Consider the following 14,571-nt stretch of genomic DNA (forward strand, 5'->3'; position numbering starts at 1 on the left):
TCAGTAGTTCATTCGATAGATGGGAATTTAAGTCTAGCTGCGTTGTAAACCAGTCTCTGTGCTTGTTCTTTATATCTACTGGCAGCCATTTGTCGCCTTTGCTTTTCTTGTTCCGGACTATTGACCTCCTGAACTTTTCTGCCAAGGTGAATTTCAGCTAGTTTTGCTCTTTGGGCAAGCTGGTAGAGCTGAATATCAGGATTGCGATAGAGAATTTCGGCGACATCAACCAGGGTGGGAATTGTTTTGTGTTGGAGTTTGGTTGTCTCTAGTTGTACTAATGCAGTACTTTGCGCTCTCACATCTAAATTCTTGCCTTCATGGCGTTCGTCTAAGAGCTTATTAATTTGTTCCAGAATGGTTACTCGTCGTAATGTCAATGGAATGTCGAGAATTAAGAATTCCTTTGATTCGACTTCCAGCTTACTCAAAGCTTCATCTTGGTCAATAACCCGCACTTTAGGATATTGGTGTCTCTCGCTAAAAATACGTTTACCAATATTTCCCCACCATTGCTCCCACGAGACGTTTACATCTCCGAATAGGGCATAGGTATCTGCAAGAGCGTGATTTTTACCGCCTTTTGCGCAACATTCCAAGTATTCATTGCTGACATTAAGACAGCGCCACCATTCGTAGTACAGCGTATCTTTAGCCTTACGCCAATCATCTGCTGTTGAGCGTCCTTTGCGAAGTCCGCCTGGAATCTCTTTGTAGAGCCCCAATTTTTCATCTGACATATAAGCCTATATTTAAATGACGCACTAAAAGTAGATATGAAAAGTATAAGCACAATTCTTATCTAGATTGATTAGCGTTTACCCCTTAAGAATGCATTAACAAAACTGACATAAATCAGTTATTCATCCGAAAAAGACCTCTATTTTTATAGACTCATAGAGCGAACTAACTCGCATAACTATGGAGAAATAAGATGAAAAAGAATGGAAAGTTATTAGTAGAACAAGTCTTGTCAGAAGGGGATTTATTGGCACAGCAGCAAGTTGATTTTTACGACAACTACATTATGAAGGCCAACGATGTTTTATATGGGCTATTGGCTGATTTAATGCGATATAGCGATCAGGTTCTGGGATCTGACTATAAGTTAGAAATTCTATCCAAAATGCGAAGCACCTTGTCTACTAAACACAATATCAAGGTTCAGAAAAATACCCCCGACCTGACCATTATTGTGAAATACGTAGTGCGTACCAATCGTAAAAATGCACACGTCTATGCCAGAGTATTGGATATGGCTTATAGGCAGGATGTCATGGCTGATGAGCTAGAGGATTTCATACGCCAGAATGGAGGAATTGACCGTATTCGTGAAAGTAATGTGAATTTAGAAGGCGTACAAAAGCGCAAAAGCGAAGATGAGGGCAGGATAAAGCTTGTGAAAGCACTTTTAAATATAAAAGTTCAAACGCCTATGACTGAGTTTAGGATTCCGAACGAATGGTCTGGCCAAGTACATGATTCACATGGTGTTGGTTCATTTCTATATCCCATTTGCGCCAAAGTTGATGGAATTTACAAAGTAGTAGGGATCGTTCCTATGGATTTTGAGTTTGAGGAGCAAATTCTCAAGCGGGTAATAGTGGACATTGGCAGCAAAGGGAGTTATTCAGAAATTGAAAAACGTCAATTTGCAAAAGCAAAAGAGATGATTTCGCCCGCTTATCAACTCAAGATGCAAGAGGAGCGCGATAGGGTTGATGAAGAACGTCGAGCCAAAAGGCTGGCTCTCCAGCCGCTACCAATGGCTGCATGAAACAAGTGTTACTTGCAGTAACGGTGCCACCTTCGGGTGGCATTTTCATTTAAAGCTATCAATTAACAAACTTGATTTGAATTGATTGTTCAACCGAAAAGAGGGTCAAAACGCATATCTTACGTATATGGGCTGTCGCTCTTGATAGCTCTTAAAAAGGAGAATTAAATGAGTAATAAATCTTATGTAATTGCAGTCAATATGATCCCTTACGGCATCAAGATGGTAGTTAAATCTACGACAGATTTTGTAGAGGCAATTGTTAATGAATTTGAGAGGTTGGTAAACAGTGATCATGAGAAAGCCGATGGTTACCACTTAGTGCTTAAAGCAAAGCTGTTACGTGAAGATGCATTTTTTAATAAACATCCTAAGGCAGCGCACGTTCAGAAAGAAAGATGGGGTAAGTTTTGCGATCTTTGCGTTGATTTTGCCGCTCTTAATACGGTTTTATACAAAGAGCCAATTTATCTAGTGCATCCGGAGCAATTTGATGAGCAGCGTGCTCGCGGCTTATTGGATCTGTCGTCTGCTGGAGGGGTAGATCTGATTCCAGAGGTTCCTGTAATGCGTTTAGCTGCTTAGTAATAGATGCCACCTTCGGGTGGCATTTTCTATTGGTTTCGACAATTAACAGAGTTGATTTGAATTGGTTATTCATCCGAAAAGTAGGTCGAAACGAATATCTTACATATATGGGCTGTCGCTCTTGAGAGCCTTAATTAAATAGGAGAAATTGAAATGAGTATTGAGAAAATGTTGTCTATTAGCCTGGTAAATCTTGATGTAGATTGCGTCATCGAGGTTCCAGTAGATATGTTCTTTGAGCTGCTTGAAAACACACCAGATTTGATTAGGCGGTTTGGTTTTGAAAGTTCCATGAGTCAGTGGCTTGAAATGCTGTCTACGGTTAAGGCTGAATATAAAGAAGTTGGAAATTTTGATTGGTCCAAAGCTAATGCCGATGAAGAAGTTTTCTTAAGACGCTGTCAAATCGTTGTGGCTCTTGGGGCGCATTTGAAAGATATTCCCTTAATGTTATCCGGAGAAGGTTTGGTAGATTTTATTGAGGACATGGGCGGCATAGACGTCACCGAACAGGTTTTGAATGGTTCTCTACCCATAGAAAACTTTGCATAAGTTTTAGTGCCACCTTCGGGTGGCATTTTTGTTTGTATCTATTGATTAACAAACTCGATTTGAATTGATTGTTTGCCCGAAAAGTAGGTCAAAACGCCTATCGTACGTATATGGGTTGCCACTCCTGGTGACTCTAATTTATAAGGAGAAATACATGGCTGATGCTTATGGCATGTTGACTTTTGATAAGTCAACGGATTGCGAATTTGATGGATTGAAGTTGGAGAAGTTGATAAATGAATTCGAGTGGGATAACTCGGGTATTAGGTGGAAGTTTGACGAAGAAAGTGGATATCTGTGGATTGAGCGTGAGTCTTTCTTTGGACAACCCCAATACCCCACTGTTTACCCGAGATTTACGAGCTTATATCGGGTGGAGGGTGATGATGGTGAGTTAAGGGATGTGAGTCCGGTAGACATGAGAGAGGAGGACTTTGAGCATATTTGTGATGGCGAGGATGAAATATGCGATTTGGAATCATTGTCAAAAGCATTCTCACCACTAATTAAAAATGGTTGGATTGAGATTGCTTGTACAGCCAATGAAAAGGCGCGTTATGTCTACTTTGAGTCGTTGCGTATCTATGCTGATGGCAAAGCATTGCGCAGAAGCATTTACTCTGGACCTATGACGTCGCCAGTAGACAATTTTGAGGAATTCTCGCCTCAAGAGATGGCTGTTTGATCGGGATGCGTAGATGCCACCTTCGGGTGGCATTTTCATTTGAGGTTGGACATTAACAGAGTCGATTTGAATTGATTGTTTACCCGAAAAGTAGGTCAAAACGCCTATCGTACGTATATGGGTTATCGCTCTTGATGACCTTCAGTAAAAAGGAGAAATACATGTGTAATTGCAAACATACAGCAGTAGACTATAAGTTGGAAAGTGAAGCACCATTTAACTCCACTCTTATAGAGGTGGGTTCTGAGTGGATGGAAATTGGATTGCAAGATGTTGAATATATGGAAGAGAATTTCCCGGATACCTTCTCAATTCCAGAGAAAGGGATTCGTGAGTCAATCCCCGTGGGAATGATGGCTAAGGTGATTGTTGATTGGGGAATTGAGGATGTTCCAAATGAGCGCTTTTGGTTTGAGGTCACTTCAACGCAAGTAGATGATGTGGGCAACTTGGCGTACTTTGGGGTTTTGCGTAATAACACCATTGTTGCTCCTTGGGGTGCAATGATGGGTCCTATCTACGTCTGGAATATCTGTGATGTTGATGCAGAGGAGTACTTCAATCGTATACGGTTGGATGTTCATGTGATCGGTGTCAACAGATCGAATTAGCTGCATAGCGCTCTATAAGTGGTTGCTATAGCAACCACTTATCTTGCTTGCAAGAAGGCTATTAACAAACCCGATTTAAATTGTTTATTCATGCGAAATTTACGCCACAAAAACTAATATAGAGCCTATGAATTATCGCAGTGATAGTTCGCGACTAAGGAGAATTAAATGAGCACTATTTTTCATTACACAAAAGGTTATAACTTGTTTGATATTTTGATGTCACAAGAAATTAAAACAGAGGCAGTTACTGGGGTAAGGTTGCACCCTTCGGTAACTAATTTTTCTTGGTTTACAGCAGAAGAGCGTTTTCCAAGAACTGCATTACCTCACGTTCCAAAAATGCCAGAAACAAATCTTCAACTACATTTGGGCACAGAAAAACCTCATGTTGACATGCTAAAGCTAGCAGGCTATGTCGGTGGCATCTGGCGTTTTAAATTCAATAGATCTGAATTTAAATCTATTAAAACTTGGATTGGTAGCTATCATCGTCAGAAGTTACTTAAGTCACCCATTGGTAAAATCAATGAGATGGTTGCTAAGAAGGCAGGTGATAAGCAAGAGTTATGGTTTATTTCACCTAAAGCTGTTTCCATCGCTGGCATGACTTTGCAACAACTAACACCGCAAGGTTGGGTGGATAGAGCTGATTTTAAGAATCAGGGCGGGATTGTTGTTGTGGCTGATGCTGGAAAAGCTGATATTTCTAAGATCATGACTGATAGTTATCTTCAGCGAATCAAGATGGGGATGCCGGTGCTTGAATTCCCTATTGCAGCTTAATTGCTTACACACTTACTTACACACCGAGTCTCACCAACGCTAGACCCTTGTATTTACTACGGTCAATTTGGTTCTCTGTTCTCATAATCCTTTGGTCCCAGGTTCAAGTCCTGGTGGGCCCACCAGAAATGCAAACCCTCATCAGAAATGGTGAGGGTTTTGTCTTTTGAGCGCTAATTTGCCTAACTAGTAGGGTTTAAGTTGCATCAAGCTCCTGGACCAAGATGTCAATTCAAGAAACGACCTTCTGGCTCTACCTTAAGGGGTAGAAAAGAATATGACTGCGGTAGTAGGAGTTTGTCGCAAACGAATGATCTGGGCCGCAGTTTGTCTGGGCGGTTGTATTGATATTTGGTAACGTGGTGAAGGGTGGCGTGAATAGACATGTTCAAAGTCTATGAGTGCACCAATATGCAGAATTATTGCAGTGCACACTAATAGTGCTAAAAATGGGTTTACGCCCAAAATTGGGTAGAAGTGGTCAAAAACTGGGCATTTCGGAATTATCAGTACAGGCAGAGGGAATAAGTTGTAGTTGCACCCTTACCGAAAGTTGATATGTCCAAGCCAACCACCCTGACAATCAGTAGCAAAAATTACTCCTCATGGTCGCTGCGTGGCTGGCTCATGATGAAGTTTTCTGGTTTGAAGTTCACCGAAATCCAGGTGGCGCCTGATGATGTTGATAACCGCGCTGAATTATTACTGTTGTCACCATCAATTTTGGTTCCCCGCTTAGATCATGATGGTTGCAAGGTTTGGGATACCTTGGCAATAGGCGAGTATCTCAATGAGTTAAATCCAAAAGCCCATTTGCTTCCAAAAGATCCTGTAGCTCGAGCGCACTGCCGCTCCATTTGTGGCGAGATGCACTCTGGATTTTCTGCTCTGAGAGCTTCTTTGCCAATGAACATCAAGGCCAAATTTGATTCCTTCAAAGTTTGGTCAAAGGCGCAGATTGATATCAATCGTGTTTTAGTGATTTGGCAAGACTGCCTCTCTACTTACGGTGGACCTTTTCTATTTGGGAATGAGCCCACTCTTGCTGACGCTATGTTTGCGCCAGTAGTTACCAGATTCCTGACTTACAACGTTGAGTTGGATAAATCTTGCCAGGATTACTGCAAGCACATCATGGCTTTGCCGGAGATGAAGGAATGGGTGATGGGCGCCCTTGAAGAACCCGATGACATCGAAGAACTTGAAGTGGAGTTTTAATCATGAAAACACCTACAGCATTCAAAAGTGATACGCAATTTTCACATGTAAAACCAGGTGATACGCAGTTTTTGCCTGGTGGTCTGAGAGACTTCTTTCTATATCGCGATTTAGGTGTAGCTAAGGCTACCAACGGGAAAGTTATTGCACACCTGGTAAAGGCAAACAAACCACCAGTCAATGGAACGGGCTGGCACTATCACGTAGCTGAGTTTCAGATTGTGGTGATGACAAAGGGTTGGGCGCGATTTATGTATGAAGATAAGCCAACCTTAGTTGAGGCTGGAGATGTTGTTCATCAAATGCCCGGCATAGTGCATTACCTCTATGACTACTCACCAGATATGGAATACATGGAAATCGTAGGCCCTGCAGACTTTGGCTCTATACCTGTAGAGATTGGGCCTGCAGAAGTCCCTGGAGTCACACCATGGAAATACTAAAAACCCATAACCCGCTGACCTCAGATTTTGCCGTGTTGTTTCAGCGGATTATGAATCTTTCCCAAGAGCTTGATAGCATGCGTGAACATTATCGCAAGCTCTATCAAAGGATTGAGTCTGGCGAGATTGGAGTTGAAGATGGTAGCCCGCCCGATCTTCTAAAAGAATTCAACGTTGCTGGTTTTGTGCACCTCTCGATTGTTGCTGCGCGTTCTGCGCAGACGGCAGCCATTATTGCTAATGATGTTTCTTTAAGTCGTGTATTTGATCCTTCCTTGAAAGATTACGAACGCGCGTTTCGCCATATAGAAAGTAGGTCGAGCTAATGATGTACCGCGCTTATCAAGTCTTTGCAAATTTGCATAACCCGATTCGTTTATTTGCGAGCGCTTCTGAACGTGTGTCCAATAATTGGTTTGGTAACTTTACGCTCAATCCCATGCAAAGATTAGCTGCTCATTATGAACAAATCTCCTTATTAGGTTTTACGCACACAAGACCAGACTTTAAGATTAAAGAGGTGGTTGATTCTCTAGGTGAAAGCAAGATAGTCTCTGAAGAGGTTTTGCATTCCACTCATTTTTGTAATTTAGTGCGTTTTAAGAAGAGTGGGGTAGAGGGTCAACCAAAGATATTATTGGTAGCCCCGATGTCAGGACACTTCGCAACCTTACTTGCGGGAACAATTAAAACGCTACTCAAAGACCATGAGGTTTATGTCACAGATTGGTTAAATATTCGAGATGTTCCAGTGAGTTGTGGGGAGTTTGATTTTGACTCCTATATTGAACACATTATTCAATTCTTGGAATACATTGGTCCTGGCACTCATTTAATGGCTGTTTGTCAGCCAACGGTTGCCTGCCTGGCTACAACTGCCATTATGTCGGAGGATAAAAACTCTTGCGTGCCAGCAAGTCTCATTCTGATGGCGGGCCCGATTGATGTAAATCAGAGTCCCACCAAGGTAAATGAATTGGCTACCAGTAAACCAATTTCATGGTTTGAAGAGAGGTTAATTGGCATCATTCCCAATCAATTTAGCGGAGTGGGGCGCCGCGTTTACCCAGGATTTTTACAGCTGATGGCGTTTATGAGTATGAATCCAGAGCGCCATGCAGATTCATTTAAAAAGCTTTACGAATATCGCGTTAATGGTGATAACGAAAAAGCGGATGTAATTCATGATTTTTATGAAGAGTATTTCGCCATCATGGATCTCTCTGGACCATTCTATCTAGAGACGATACGTAAAGTTTTTCAGGATTGTGATTTGCCTAATGGCAGGCTGACTTATCAAGGTCGTTTAGTAAACCCCAAGGTGATTAAGAAAACATTCTTACTTACGGTTGAAGGTGAGCGTGATGATATTTGTGGCATAGGGCAGACCTTAGCAGCCCAAGACCTTTGTAGTGGCTTGCCTGGCTATATGAAATCTCATCATTTGCAAGCTGGCGTTGGTCATTACGGCGTCTTTAATGGCAAGCGTTGGGACACCCAAATTTATCCGGTAGTACGTAATATTATTCAATCATCGCTATAAGAGTGGAGGGAATCATGAAAGTATTCGTTACCAGAAAAATCATGGCAAGAAGACGCTGCAATGACGGAACCGACAAAGGTTGCAGCTCTTTGACTCCGGGTCAATACTCCGCTAATAAAACCAATGATGGCGCATTGGAGATTTTGCAGTCCAGTGGCGAGCCACTATATCTCCTTCCATTTATCTGGTGGGAAAGAATGGAAATGGGTGAGATTATGATTTCTTAATAGGGCGTCATGATGAAAGAGCACCACATTATCTTCCACAATAAAGCGCTATCCTTTATTTCCTATAAACGCATTACTAGTAACACTCATCAATATTAAGTAAAAATTCTTTGAAATAGATAAAACGCCTCCATACGGAGGCGTTTTGAGGATCTTGCAAGTAAATTAAATCACTTAAGTAATAGTTGATTGCCATTGAGGTTGCTATTTGCATTCAGTTCCTTGAATGAAACCACTTTAGTTTCCTTAACCTCTTTTAACTTATTCAAGTCAAACTGGGTGAAATTAAATGCATTAATCGTACGAATCATGAATAAATTTCGGGATAAGTCCTTCAGCACTACGAAGTAAGTCGACTCTGACGAGCTCCCCTTAGCACCAAGAGCTGCGCTTGCTGCATTTGGGTTGTCAATCGTAATTCCCTTAGGCCTATCAAAATTATTCAGCACGTGACTCAGTGTTAAAAATGCTTGATCTGGTGTTGACGCTTTTTCGGCAAAATTTGAGTAGTAGGCGGCCTTAACAAATCGTCCAATTGAAGTATTGGGGTTTGGCAAAGATGCCAATGCGCCGCCGGAATCAACGGCAGTGACATTGAGTTTATTAAACTTACCTGAATTTTTATCAACATTGCTGAGGTAAGCAAAGTTATTCATGTTAGTGAGATGCCAAGGAAACGGAGGCTCGTTAGTCATTACTCCGACGGGATTGTCATAAATATTCATCTTCCCATCATTCCATTCGACGACAACTGCTCCACCAGATTTATCGTAGATAGCATAGTGAACTGGGGTAATCAAATTGCCATAAACTGGGAGTCGAGGAAGCCAAACCTCTACCTCTTTATTTTTAATTGCCTGTTTTAATTGCTCTACAGTTTGGAAGTTTCCTAACGCCCAAGTCGGAAAATCAAGAATAGATAAAGTTTGTGATGCGGGAACAGTAATTGTAGTTTCTGTATTTAATGTATAGAAATTTGCGGTGATGGACATACCTTGATCATTGGCGCCTTCATGGACTGTATCCTGTTTGGTATTTGCCAACATGCCTTTTAATGTGGCGGATAAAATCCCATATTTGGTATTGAAGGTTTTTCCTTGTTTGCCATCAGGTGTAGCGGACTCAATTCGAGTTCCGGCTGGCCAATAGGTTAGTGCATCTGGTTGCTGGTATGGAAACTCGTTTGCTCTACCTTGATAAACGTTTCCATTTTTATCTGTAATTGCTAATACTGTGCATGCGTATGAATTAACGATAGAACATGCAAGTAAGCATGAGGCCATCATTACATTAAATAAATTTTTAGCTTTCATTGCTACTCCTCTTTAAGGTGCTAATAGGTTATGTGTATCCTATAAAATAAACCCAACTGCTTCTATTAGCCCTACAGCTAATAATTATTCAATCGAGTTGTGTACCAAATATGAATTATCAATTTGCAGAAAGTTTTTGAAAGTGCGCCCCCGATTAACTGCATGGCATGGGTCAAATCTGGTTAATTTATTAAGTCAGTCTAGAAGGTAATAATGGGGGCCAATAAATGTCAGATATGACGTTCAGAAGGCTTCTAAAAAGCTTTCTTATTCTGCGATTTGTTTTAATTCAACAAAAAAGGATTTTCTATGTGTACTAGAGCCGTTTATCTTGGTGACAATAATTTAGTTATTACTGGACGCTCAATGGATTGGGGCGAAGATATGCATAGCGATCTTTGGCTATTTCCAGCAGGTATCGCGCGTAATGGCTCCTGCGGCGCAGGTTCACTAGAGTGGACTTCAAAATATGGCAGCGTAGGAGTGTCTGGCTACAACATTGGAACCACAGATGGGGTCAATGAAAAAGGTTTAAATGGAAACTTACTTTACCTAGCGGAATCCAATTATGGCGAGCTAAACGGTAAGGCACCTATTTCTATTACGATGTGGTTGCAGTATGCCTTGGATAACTTTGCCACTGTAGCGGAGGCGGTTGCAGGGTTACAAGCAGAGCCTTTTAGGCTTAAATCTCCTGTTCTGCCAAATGGCCGCGCTGCTAGTTTGCACCTCTCGCTTTCTGATTCCAGCGGTGACTCCGCAATCTTTGAATACGTAGATGGAATCTTGACAATTCATCACGACAGAAAATATCAAGTGATGACGAATTCGCCAATCTTTGAGCAGCAGTTGGCTATCAATGGATATTGGGAGAACATTGGCGGTAGTGTTTTCTTGCCGGGCACGATTAGCGCTGCAGATCGCTTTGCCAGAACCTCTTATTTTATTGGCATCATTCCAAAGTCCGTTGATAAAAATTATATTTCTGCCGTCCCAGAGCAAAAAATGCAATACCAAGGGGTAGCTTCTGTATTAGGTGTGATGAGAAGTATTGGCGTGCCGCTAGGAATCACCACACCAGATAAGCCCAACATCTCATCTTCTATTTGGCGCACAGTAACTGATCATCAAAATATGATTTATTACTTTGATTCGGCGACCACACCAAATACCTTCTGGGTGGAATTAAAAGATATGGACTTTTCAAAAGGGGCGTCAGTCAAGAAGTTGGCAGTCGCTGGAGGTAAATACTACGCTGGCAATACCGCTAGTCAGTTTGTGCCAACGGAGCCATATGCTTTTGGGGCGGCTTAATCAGTAATTTAAAGCTACCTTTGTAAACTGACTCTACTGCTGAGTGCATTGACAGGCTAATGATTTGGAATGTAAGGTGGCTTTAACTATTGAAATTAATTTGTATTGAAGCTGATAACTAAATATCATAAATACCTGTGTAGCCTGCTGAACTTCAAAATGAGTTACGCAGACCTATATTCATTACCCCTTTTACTTTTGGTCAAAAAATTATGACTGCTGTTGCCATTACTAGCTTTATAGCCGTGTTTGCCGCCTTGTTTCCGGTGATTAACCCCCTGGGTGACGGGCCGATTTTCTTGAATATGGTGCAAGCCTGCTCTGAGGGTGTGAGAAAAAAATTGGCTCTTAGCGTGAGTATTAATTGTTTTTTTATTTTGCTTGGGTCGATGCTGATTGGGCCTCAGCTACTGCTATTTTTTGGAATATCGTTACCGGCATTAAAGATTGCAGGCGGTTTAGTTGTGATAGCGATGGGTTGGAATCTCCTGAATCAAAAAAGTTCATCTCCCAAAGACGGTACTAGTGGGGCAGGAATAACTGATGAAACTGCTGGTAGCAGTGCATTTTTCCCTTTAGCAATGCCATTGACGGTTGGTCCTGGATCAATTGCAACAGCTATTTCACTGGTAGCTGGCCATATCGATGATGGAGGCTTTAATTTTATAAAGGCAGCTCCAGCGATAGCTGGGGCTCTGCTTGCTTTAATTGCACTATCGCTTGTTATCTATTACGTCTACGCCCAGTCATCTAAGCTGCAAGCACTATTAGGCGTTAATGGAACCAATGTGCTTGCACGTTTCTTTGCTTTCATTTTGCTTGCTATTGGAGTGCAAATTTTCTTGGGTGGCATTGAAGGATTTACGGGGCAAGTGTTTAAGACATTCTCTATCCATTAATTCATTTGCTTAGCTAGGCAAGCCCCGCTGTCAGCAGTGCTCGATATGAGTGCGTTATCGGCCATAAAAAAGGGCTCTACCTTTGGTATAAGCCCAGCGTGAATGTTAGCCCTCGAAGAAGGTGTTTAAAGACTCACTTGTCGAACAGTCCGGCCTTGGCGAAACATATTGCCATCAGAGAAAACATTGTTCCGTTGACGATTATTTTTTTTTGATGTAAATTACTTACTAAATTTATTACCTTTTTTGTTAATACGGAGGATTTATTGTGAAACTAAAAACACTTAGTGGAATATTTATATCAGCTATGCTGATCGCTTCATCGATTACCAATGCATTTGCATGTACCGCTTTAGTTTATTTGGATGCCAAAGGGCGCGCCTATACCGGTAGGACACTTGAGTTTGTTGGTATGCTGCCGAATCACATAGCCTACTATCCCGCTGGCACACATATGGAATCGTTTACGCCAGGCGCTAAGAAAGGCGTAGCTTTTGATACCAAGTACGCCATTTTTGCGGTTACTGCATCAGGTGTTATGGGCACCACTAAGCGCGACATTTTGCACGAAGCAGTTAATAACCAGGGTTTAGCATTCTCAACAAACTCCTTAGGTGGGAATATATCTCCCGATGTGAGCAAAGTACCGGATGGCAAGATTCTTTCTTCAACCGATTTAGGCACTTGGGCGTTGGGAAATTTCCAGACTGTTGCTCAAGTAAAAAAAGCCATCGAAAACAAAGAGGTTGAAATTTGGTTGCCCCCTATGCCGATGCTTGGTACCGAGCCTGCACCTGTTCACTTTGGCCTTTGGGATAGATCAGGCGCTGGTATTGTGATCGAATGGACAACTGGTCAAACAACTGTTTATGACAACCCTGTTGGAGTATTGACTAACAACCCAGCGTTTCCGTGGCATCTAGAGAATATGAAGAACTATGCATATCTCACAAATATAGATAAAAACAGGGGACAATTTAATAACCTAAAGGTTGCGTCTTTCGATAGTGGTGGCAATATGGCCAACCTTCCAGGTAATGAGCAATCCTCAGGGCGTTTTGTCAAGGCTGCTTACTATTCCCAGTTTGCCTACAAGGGAAAAACTCCTGAAGAATCTATTCTTACCCTAAGCCATGTGATGAATAACTTTGATCGTCCCATGAATATTTCTGCTGATTTGGTAACTGATCTTCCAGGCGGTGAAAGAAGCATGGTTAGCGGCTCCACCAAATCAAGTTCTGAAGTAACCCTTTGGACTGCGATACGTGATTTATCACAAAATCATTTTTATCTTAGAACGATCAATAGCCTTAACTACTCGAAGTTTGATATTAATAAGCTAAGCGCTCTGAAGCAGACTAAGGTCATTCCTATTGAGGTTTTAAACGCAAATACCAATCTGGATGCTACAGATCTGATGTTGAAATAAGTATTATCTGTTCAAAATAAAAGCCCCTTTATGGGGCTTTTTATTATTTATTGCTTAGTACTTTGGTCATTAATAGCTTAATAATTTGAAGCTTTCAAAACCCTTTTCTTAACAGCATAGATAAGGATATTCAGGCGGTAATTACTGCATGAAAGTGTTTGATATTAGTGAAATGAATATTAACGAGTGCGAGTGTTGGATTCTTGAAGCTCTATACGTTCAAGTGCTTCAATCCAGCCCATTAATTTTTCTTTTTCAGAATCTGGCAGGGGGTCGCTGGCTTTTTGATTTTGCAGAATATATTCCTGATCTTCTAACTTTCTTACAAGCTCAAGAGTCTCTTTATTTTGGACCCCTAACATTTGGTAGAAATTAAAGTAAATCACTGACATGCTGAGCTTTTCAACATCAGGATTAACTGGTGTTTTACTGAGAAAAAGGCTCTTTAATGCTATCTGCGCATCACCAATGGTTTTGGCTTTACGTAAAAAATATTTCATATTTTGAATGCGGTTGCCAATCTCAAATTGATGGGTAGTGAGCTGAGCTCTATTGTGTGATTTCACCTCATAGTGATGTTGCATTGCTTGATAGGCTCCTGCTCCGCCAGTGATTAGCACTGACGACAAAAACCACATTCCCACATTGCTATTCAGAAGCTCGTTTATCTTTGCCCATAAGCCAGCTTCCACTTCCTTCACTTCCTTTCCGACCTCATCGAGTTCCGAGCGAATTTTGCTGGTAATTTCGTGGCGATAGCGCTCTTCAGCTGCAATGATCGTTTTTCTTTCTTCGCTCAACATAATTACCTTTCAATTACTTTCAGTGCGGAATGTACTGTAAATGCTTGGATATGTATTATAAGTTTTTATATATGAAGACTTAAAGTAAATTTGGAGTCCAAAATTTATAACTTATTGTTTACTTTTTCTACTTATCACTTCTTCAATTACTAACAGCTTTGCCTGTAATATGATTGTCAATAAAAATATGAATGGAAGCGCCTATCGAGGTTGATGACACTTTATTCTAATAATCAGTAGTCTGAAATTTTTCAAGCTTCATATTCATCAGTTGAGCTTCACCAAAGAAACCAAGGCTGTCAAATTTCAGGGGTATTAATACAAACAAAAACATTGATGCCACGGAGCTATTTTTAAGTCATAACTGTGTTTGGAGGCTCATG

At 41.2% G+C, this 14,571-nt stretch carries 17 protein-coding genes; 14 read left to right on the forward strand and 3 right to left on the reverse strand.

Annotation, left to right across the window (positions count from 1 at the left end):
• Positions 1 to 8: 8 nt before the first annotated feature.
• Complete coding sequence (locus ICN30_RS08490) at positions 9 to 740, reverse strand: hypothetical protein (RefSeq protein WP_216274813.1); 732 nt, start codon at positions 738 to 740, stop codon at positions 9 to 11.
• A 194-nt stretch (positions 741 to 934) separates the two neighbouring features.
• On the opposite strand from ICN30_RS08490, the gene ICN30_RS08495 reads away from it, so the two are divergent.
• From ICN30_RS08495 to ICN30_RS08545, 11 genes are all read left to right on the forward strand, one after another.
• Positions 935 to 1,777, forward strand: coding sequence for a hypothetical protein (locus ICN30_RS08495; protein ID WP_216274815.1), 843 nt, complete (start codon positions 935 to 937; stop codon positions 1,775 to 1,777).
• Between the two features lie 168 nt (positions 1,778 to 1,945).
• Positions 1,946 to 2,362, forward strand: a complete 417-nt coding sequence (locus ICN30_RS08500; RefSeq protein WP_216274817.1) for a hypothetical protein — start codon at positions 1,946 to 1,948, stop codon at positions 2,360 to 2,362.
• 156 nt (positions 2,363 to 2,518) lie between these two features.
• A complete protein-coding gene (locus ICN30_RS08505; protein WP_216274819.1) occupies positions 2,519 to 2,917 on the forward strand; it encodes a hypothetical protein in 399 nt (132 codons plus the stop codon).
• 154 nt (positions 2,918 to 3,071) lie between these two features.
• A complete protein-coding gene (locus ICN30_RS08510; protein ID WP_216274821.1) occupies positions 3,072 to 3,602 on the forward strand; it encodes a hypothetical protein in 531 nt (176 codons plus the stop codon).
• Positions 3,603 to 3,763: 161 nt separating this feature from the next.
• Positions 3,764 to 4,213 (forward strand): hypothetical protein, encoded by a 450-nt coding sequence (locus ICN30_RS08515; RefSeq protein ID WP_216274823.1) that lies wholly within the window; start codon positions 3,764 to 3,766, stop codon positions 4,211 to 4,213.
• A 168-nt stretch (positions 4,214 to 4,381) separates the two neighbouring features.
• Positions 4,382 to 4,999 carry a hypothetical protein gene (locus ICN30_RS08520; RefSeq protein WP_216274825.1) on the forward strand — a complete coding sequence of 206 codons (618 nt, stop codon included), beginning with the start codon at positions 4,382 to 4,384 and terminating at the stop codon, positions 4,997 to 4,999.
• 558 nt (positions 5,000 to 5,557) lie between these two features.
• Positions 5,558 to 6,217, forward strand: a complete 660-nt coding sequence (locus tag ICN30_RS08525; protein ID WP_216274827.1) for a glutathione S-transferase family protein — start codon at positions 5,558 to 5,560, stop codon at positions 6,215 to 6,217.
• A gap of 2 nt (positions 6,218 to 6,219) precedes the next feature.
• Positions 6,220 to 6,660, forward strand: a complete 441-nt coding sequence (locus tag ICN30_RS08530; protein WP_216274829.1) for a cupin domain-containing protein — start codon at positions 6,220 to 6,222, stop codon at positions 6,658 to 6,660.
• Positions 6,648 to 6,986, forward strand: coding sequence for a hypothetical protein (locus ICN30_RS08535; RefSeq protein ID WP_216274831.1), 339 nt, complete (start codon positions 6,648 to 6,650; stop codon positions 6,984 to 6,986). The genes ICN30_RS08530 and ICN30_RS08535 overlap by 13 nt, the downstream gene beginning before the upstream one ends.
• Positions 6,986 to 8,203, forward strand: coding sequence for a polyhydroxyalkanoate depolymerase (locus tag ICN30_RS08540; RefSeq protein WP_216274833.1), 1,218 nt, complete (start codon positions 6,986 to 6,988; stop codon positions 8,201 to 8,203). Before ICN30_RS08535 ends, ICN30_RS08540 begins: the two co-directional genes overlap by 1 nt.
• Before the next feature lie 14 nt (positions 8,204 to 8,217).
• Positions 8,218 to 8,430, forward strand: coding sequence for a hypothetical protein (locus tag ICN30_RS08545; RefSeq protein ID WP_216274835.1), 213 nt, complete (start codon positions 8,218 to 8,220; stop codon positions 8,428 to 8,430).
• Between the two features lie 170 nt (positions 8,431 to 8,600).
• On the opposite strand, the gene ICN30_RS08550 is transcribed toward ICN30_RS08545, so the two are convergent.
• Positions 8,601 to 9,743 (reverse strand): linear amide C-N hydrolase, encoded by a 1,143-nt coding sequence (locus tag ICN30_RS08550; protein WP_255533185.1) that lies wholly within the window; start codon positions 9,741 to 9,743, stop codon positions 8,601 to 8,603.
• A gap of 309 nt (positions 9,744 to 10,052) precedes the next feature.
• Between ICN30_RS08550 and ICN30_RS08555 the strand changes: the two genes are divergently transcribed.
• From ICN30_RS08555 to ICN30_RS08565, 3 genes are all read left to right on the forward strand, one after another.
• Positions 10,053 to 11,057 (forward strand): linear amide C-N hydrolase, encoded by a 1,005-nt coding sequence (locus ICN30_RS08555; RefSeq protein WP_216274837.1) that lies wholly within the window; start codon positions 10,053 to 10,055, stop codon positions 11,055 to 11,057.
• A 212-nt stretch (positions 11,058 to 11,269) separates the two neighbouring features.
• Positions 11,270 to 11,956, forward strand: a complete 687-nt coding sequence (locus ICN30_RS08560) for a MarC family protein (RefSeq protein WP_216274840.1) — start codon at positions 11,270 to 11,272, stop codon at positions 11,954 to 11,956.
• A 307-nt stretch (positions 11,957 to 12,263) separates the two neighbouring features.
• On the forward strand, positions 12,264 to 13,385 hold the full coding sequence (locus ICN30_RS08565) for a linear amide C-N hydrolase (RefSeq protein WP_216274842.1): 1,122 nt from the start codon (positions 12,264 to 12,266) through the stop codon (positions 13,383 to 13,385).
• Positions 13,386 to 13,564: 179 nt separating this feature from the next.
• Here the strand turns inward: ICN30_RS08565 and ICN30_RS08570 are convergent, their stop codons facing one another.
• A complete protein-coding gene (locus ICN30_RS08570; RefSeq protein WP_216274843.1) occupies positions 13,565 to 14,188 on the reverse strand; it encodes a hypothetical protein in 624 nt (207 codons plus the stop codon).
• Positions 14,189 to 14,571: the final 383 nt, after the last annotated feature.

The sequence above is a fragment of the Polynucleobacter sp. 31A-FELB genome (assembly GCF_018882405.1).
Lineage (GTDB): Bacteria > Pseudomonadota > Gammaproteobacteria > Burkholderiales > Burkholderiaceae > Polynucleobacter.

What these genes read in the sequence shown, in the direction of transcription:
- ICN30_RS08515 (WP_216274823.1), top strand. Translation starts at nt 3,764, where the DNA reads ATGTGTAATTGCAAACATACAGCAGTAGACTATAAGTTGGAAAGTGAA.
- ICN30_RS08530 (WP_216274829.1), top strand. Translation starts at nt 6,220, where the DNA reads ATGAAAACACCTACAGCATTCAAAAGTGATACGCAATTTTCACATGTA.
- ICN30_RS08505 (WP_216274819.1), top strand. Translation starts at nt 2,519, where the DNA reads ATGAGTATTGAGAAAATGTTGTCTATTAGCCTGGTAAATCTTGATGTA.
- ICN30_RS08510 (WP_216274821.1), top strand. Translation starts at nt 3,072, where the DNA reads ATGGCTGATGCTTATGGCATGTTGACTTTTGATAAGTCAACGGATTGC.
- ICN30_RS08540 (WP_216274833.1), top strand. Translation starts at nt 6,986, where the DNA reads ATGATGTACCGCGCTTATCAAGTCTTTGCAAATTTGCATAACCCGATT.
- ICN30_RS08550 (WP_255533185.1), bottom strand. Translation starts at nt 9,743, where the DNA reads ATGAAAGCTAAAAATTTATTTAATGTAATGATGGCCTCATGCTTACTT.
- ICN30_RS08560 (WP_216274840.1), top strand. Translation starts at nt 11,270, where the DNA reads ATGACTGCTGTTGCCATTACTAGCTTTATAGCCGTGTTTGCCGCCTTG.
- ICN30_RS08500 (WP_216274817.1), top strand. Translation starts at nt 1,946, where the DNA reads ATGAGTAATAAATCTTATGTAATTGCAGTCAATATGATCCCTTACGGC.
- ICN30_RS08490 (WP_216274813.1), bottom strand. Translation starts at nt 740, where the DNA reads ATGTCAGATGAAAAATTGGGGCTCTACAAAGAGATTCCAGGCGGACTT.
- ICN30_RS08525 (WP_216274827.1), top strand. Translation starts at nt 5,558, where the DNA reads ATGTCCAAGCCAACCACCCTGACAATCAGTAGCAAAAATTACTCCTCA.
- ICN30_RS08535 (WP_216274831.1), top strand. Translation starts at nt 6,648, where the DNA reads ATGGAAATACTAAAAACCCATAACCCGCTGACCTCAGATTTTGCCGTG.
- ICN30_RS08495 (WP_216274815.1), top strand. Translation starts at nt 935, where the DNA reads ATGAAAAAGAATGGAAAGTTATTAGTAGAACAAGTCTTGTCAGAAGGG.
- ICN30_RS08555 (WP_216274837.1), top strand. Translation starts at nt 10,053, where the DNA reads ATGTGTACTAGAGCCGTTTATCTTGGTGACAATAATTTAGTTATTACT.
- ICN30_RS08545 (WP_216274835.1), top strand. Translation starts at nt 8,218, where the DNA reads ATGAAAGTATTCGTTACCAGAAAAATCATGGCAAGAAGACGCTGCAAT.
- ICN30_RS08520 (WP_216274825.1), top strand. Translation starts at nt 4,382, where the DNA reads ATGAGCACTATTTTTCATTACACAAAAGGTTATAACTTGTTTGATATT.
- ICN30_RS08570 (WP_216274843.1), bottom strand. Translation starts at nt 14,188, where the DNA reads ATGTTGAGCGAAGAAAGAAAAACGATCATTGCAGCTGAAGAGCGCTAT.
- ICN30_RS08565 (WP_216274842.1), top strand. Translation starts at nt 12,264, where the DNA reads ATGCTGATCGCTTCATCGATTACCAATGCATTTGCATGTACCGCTTTA.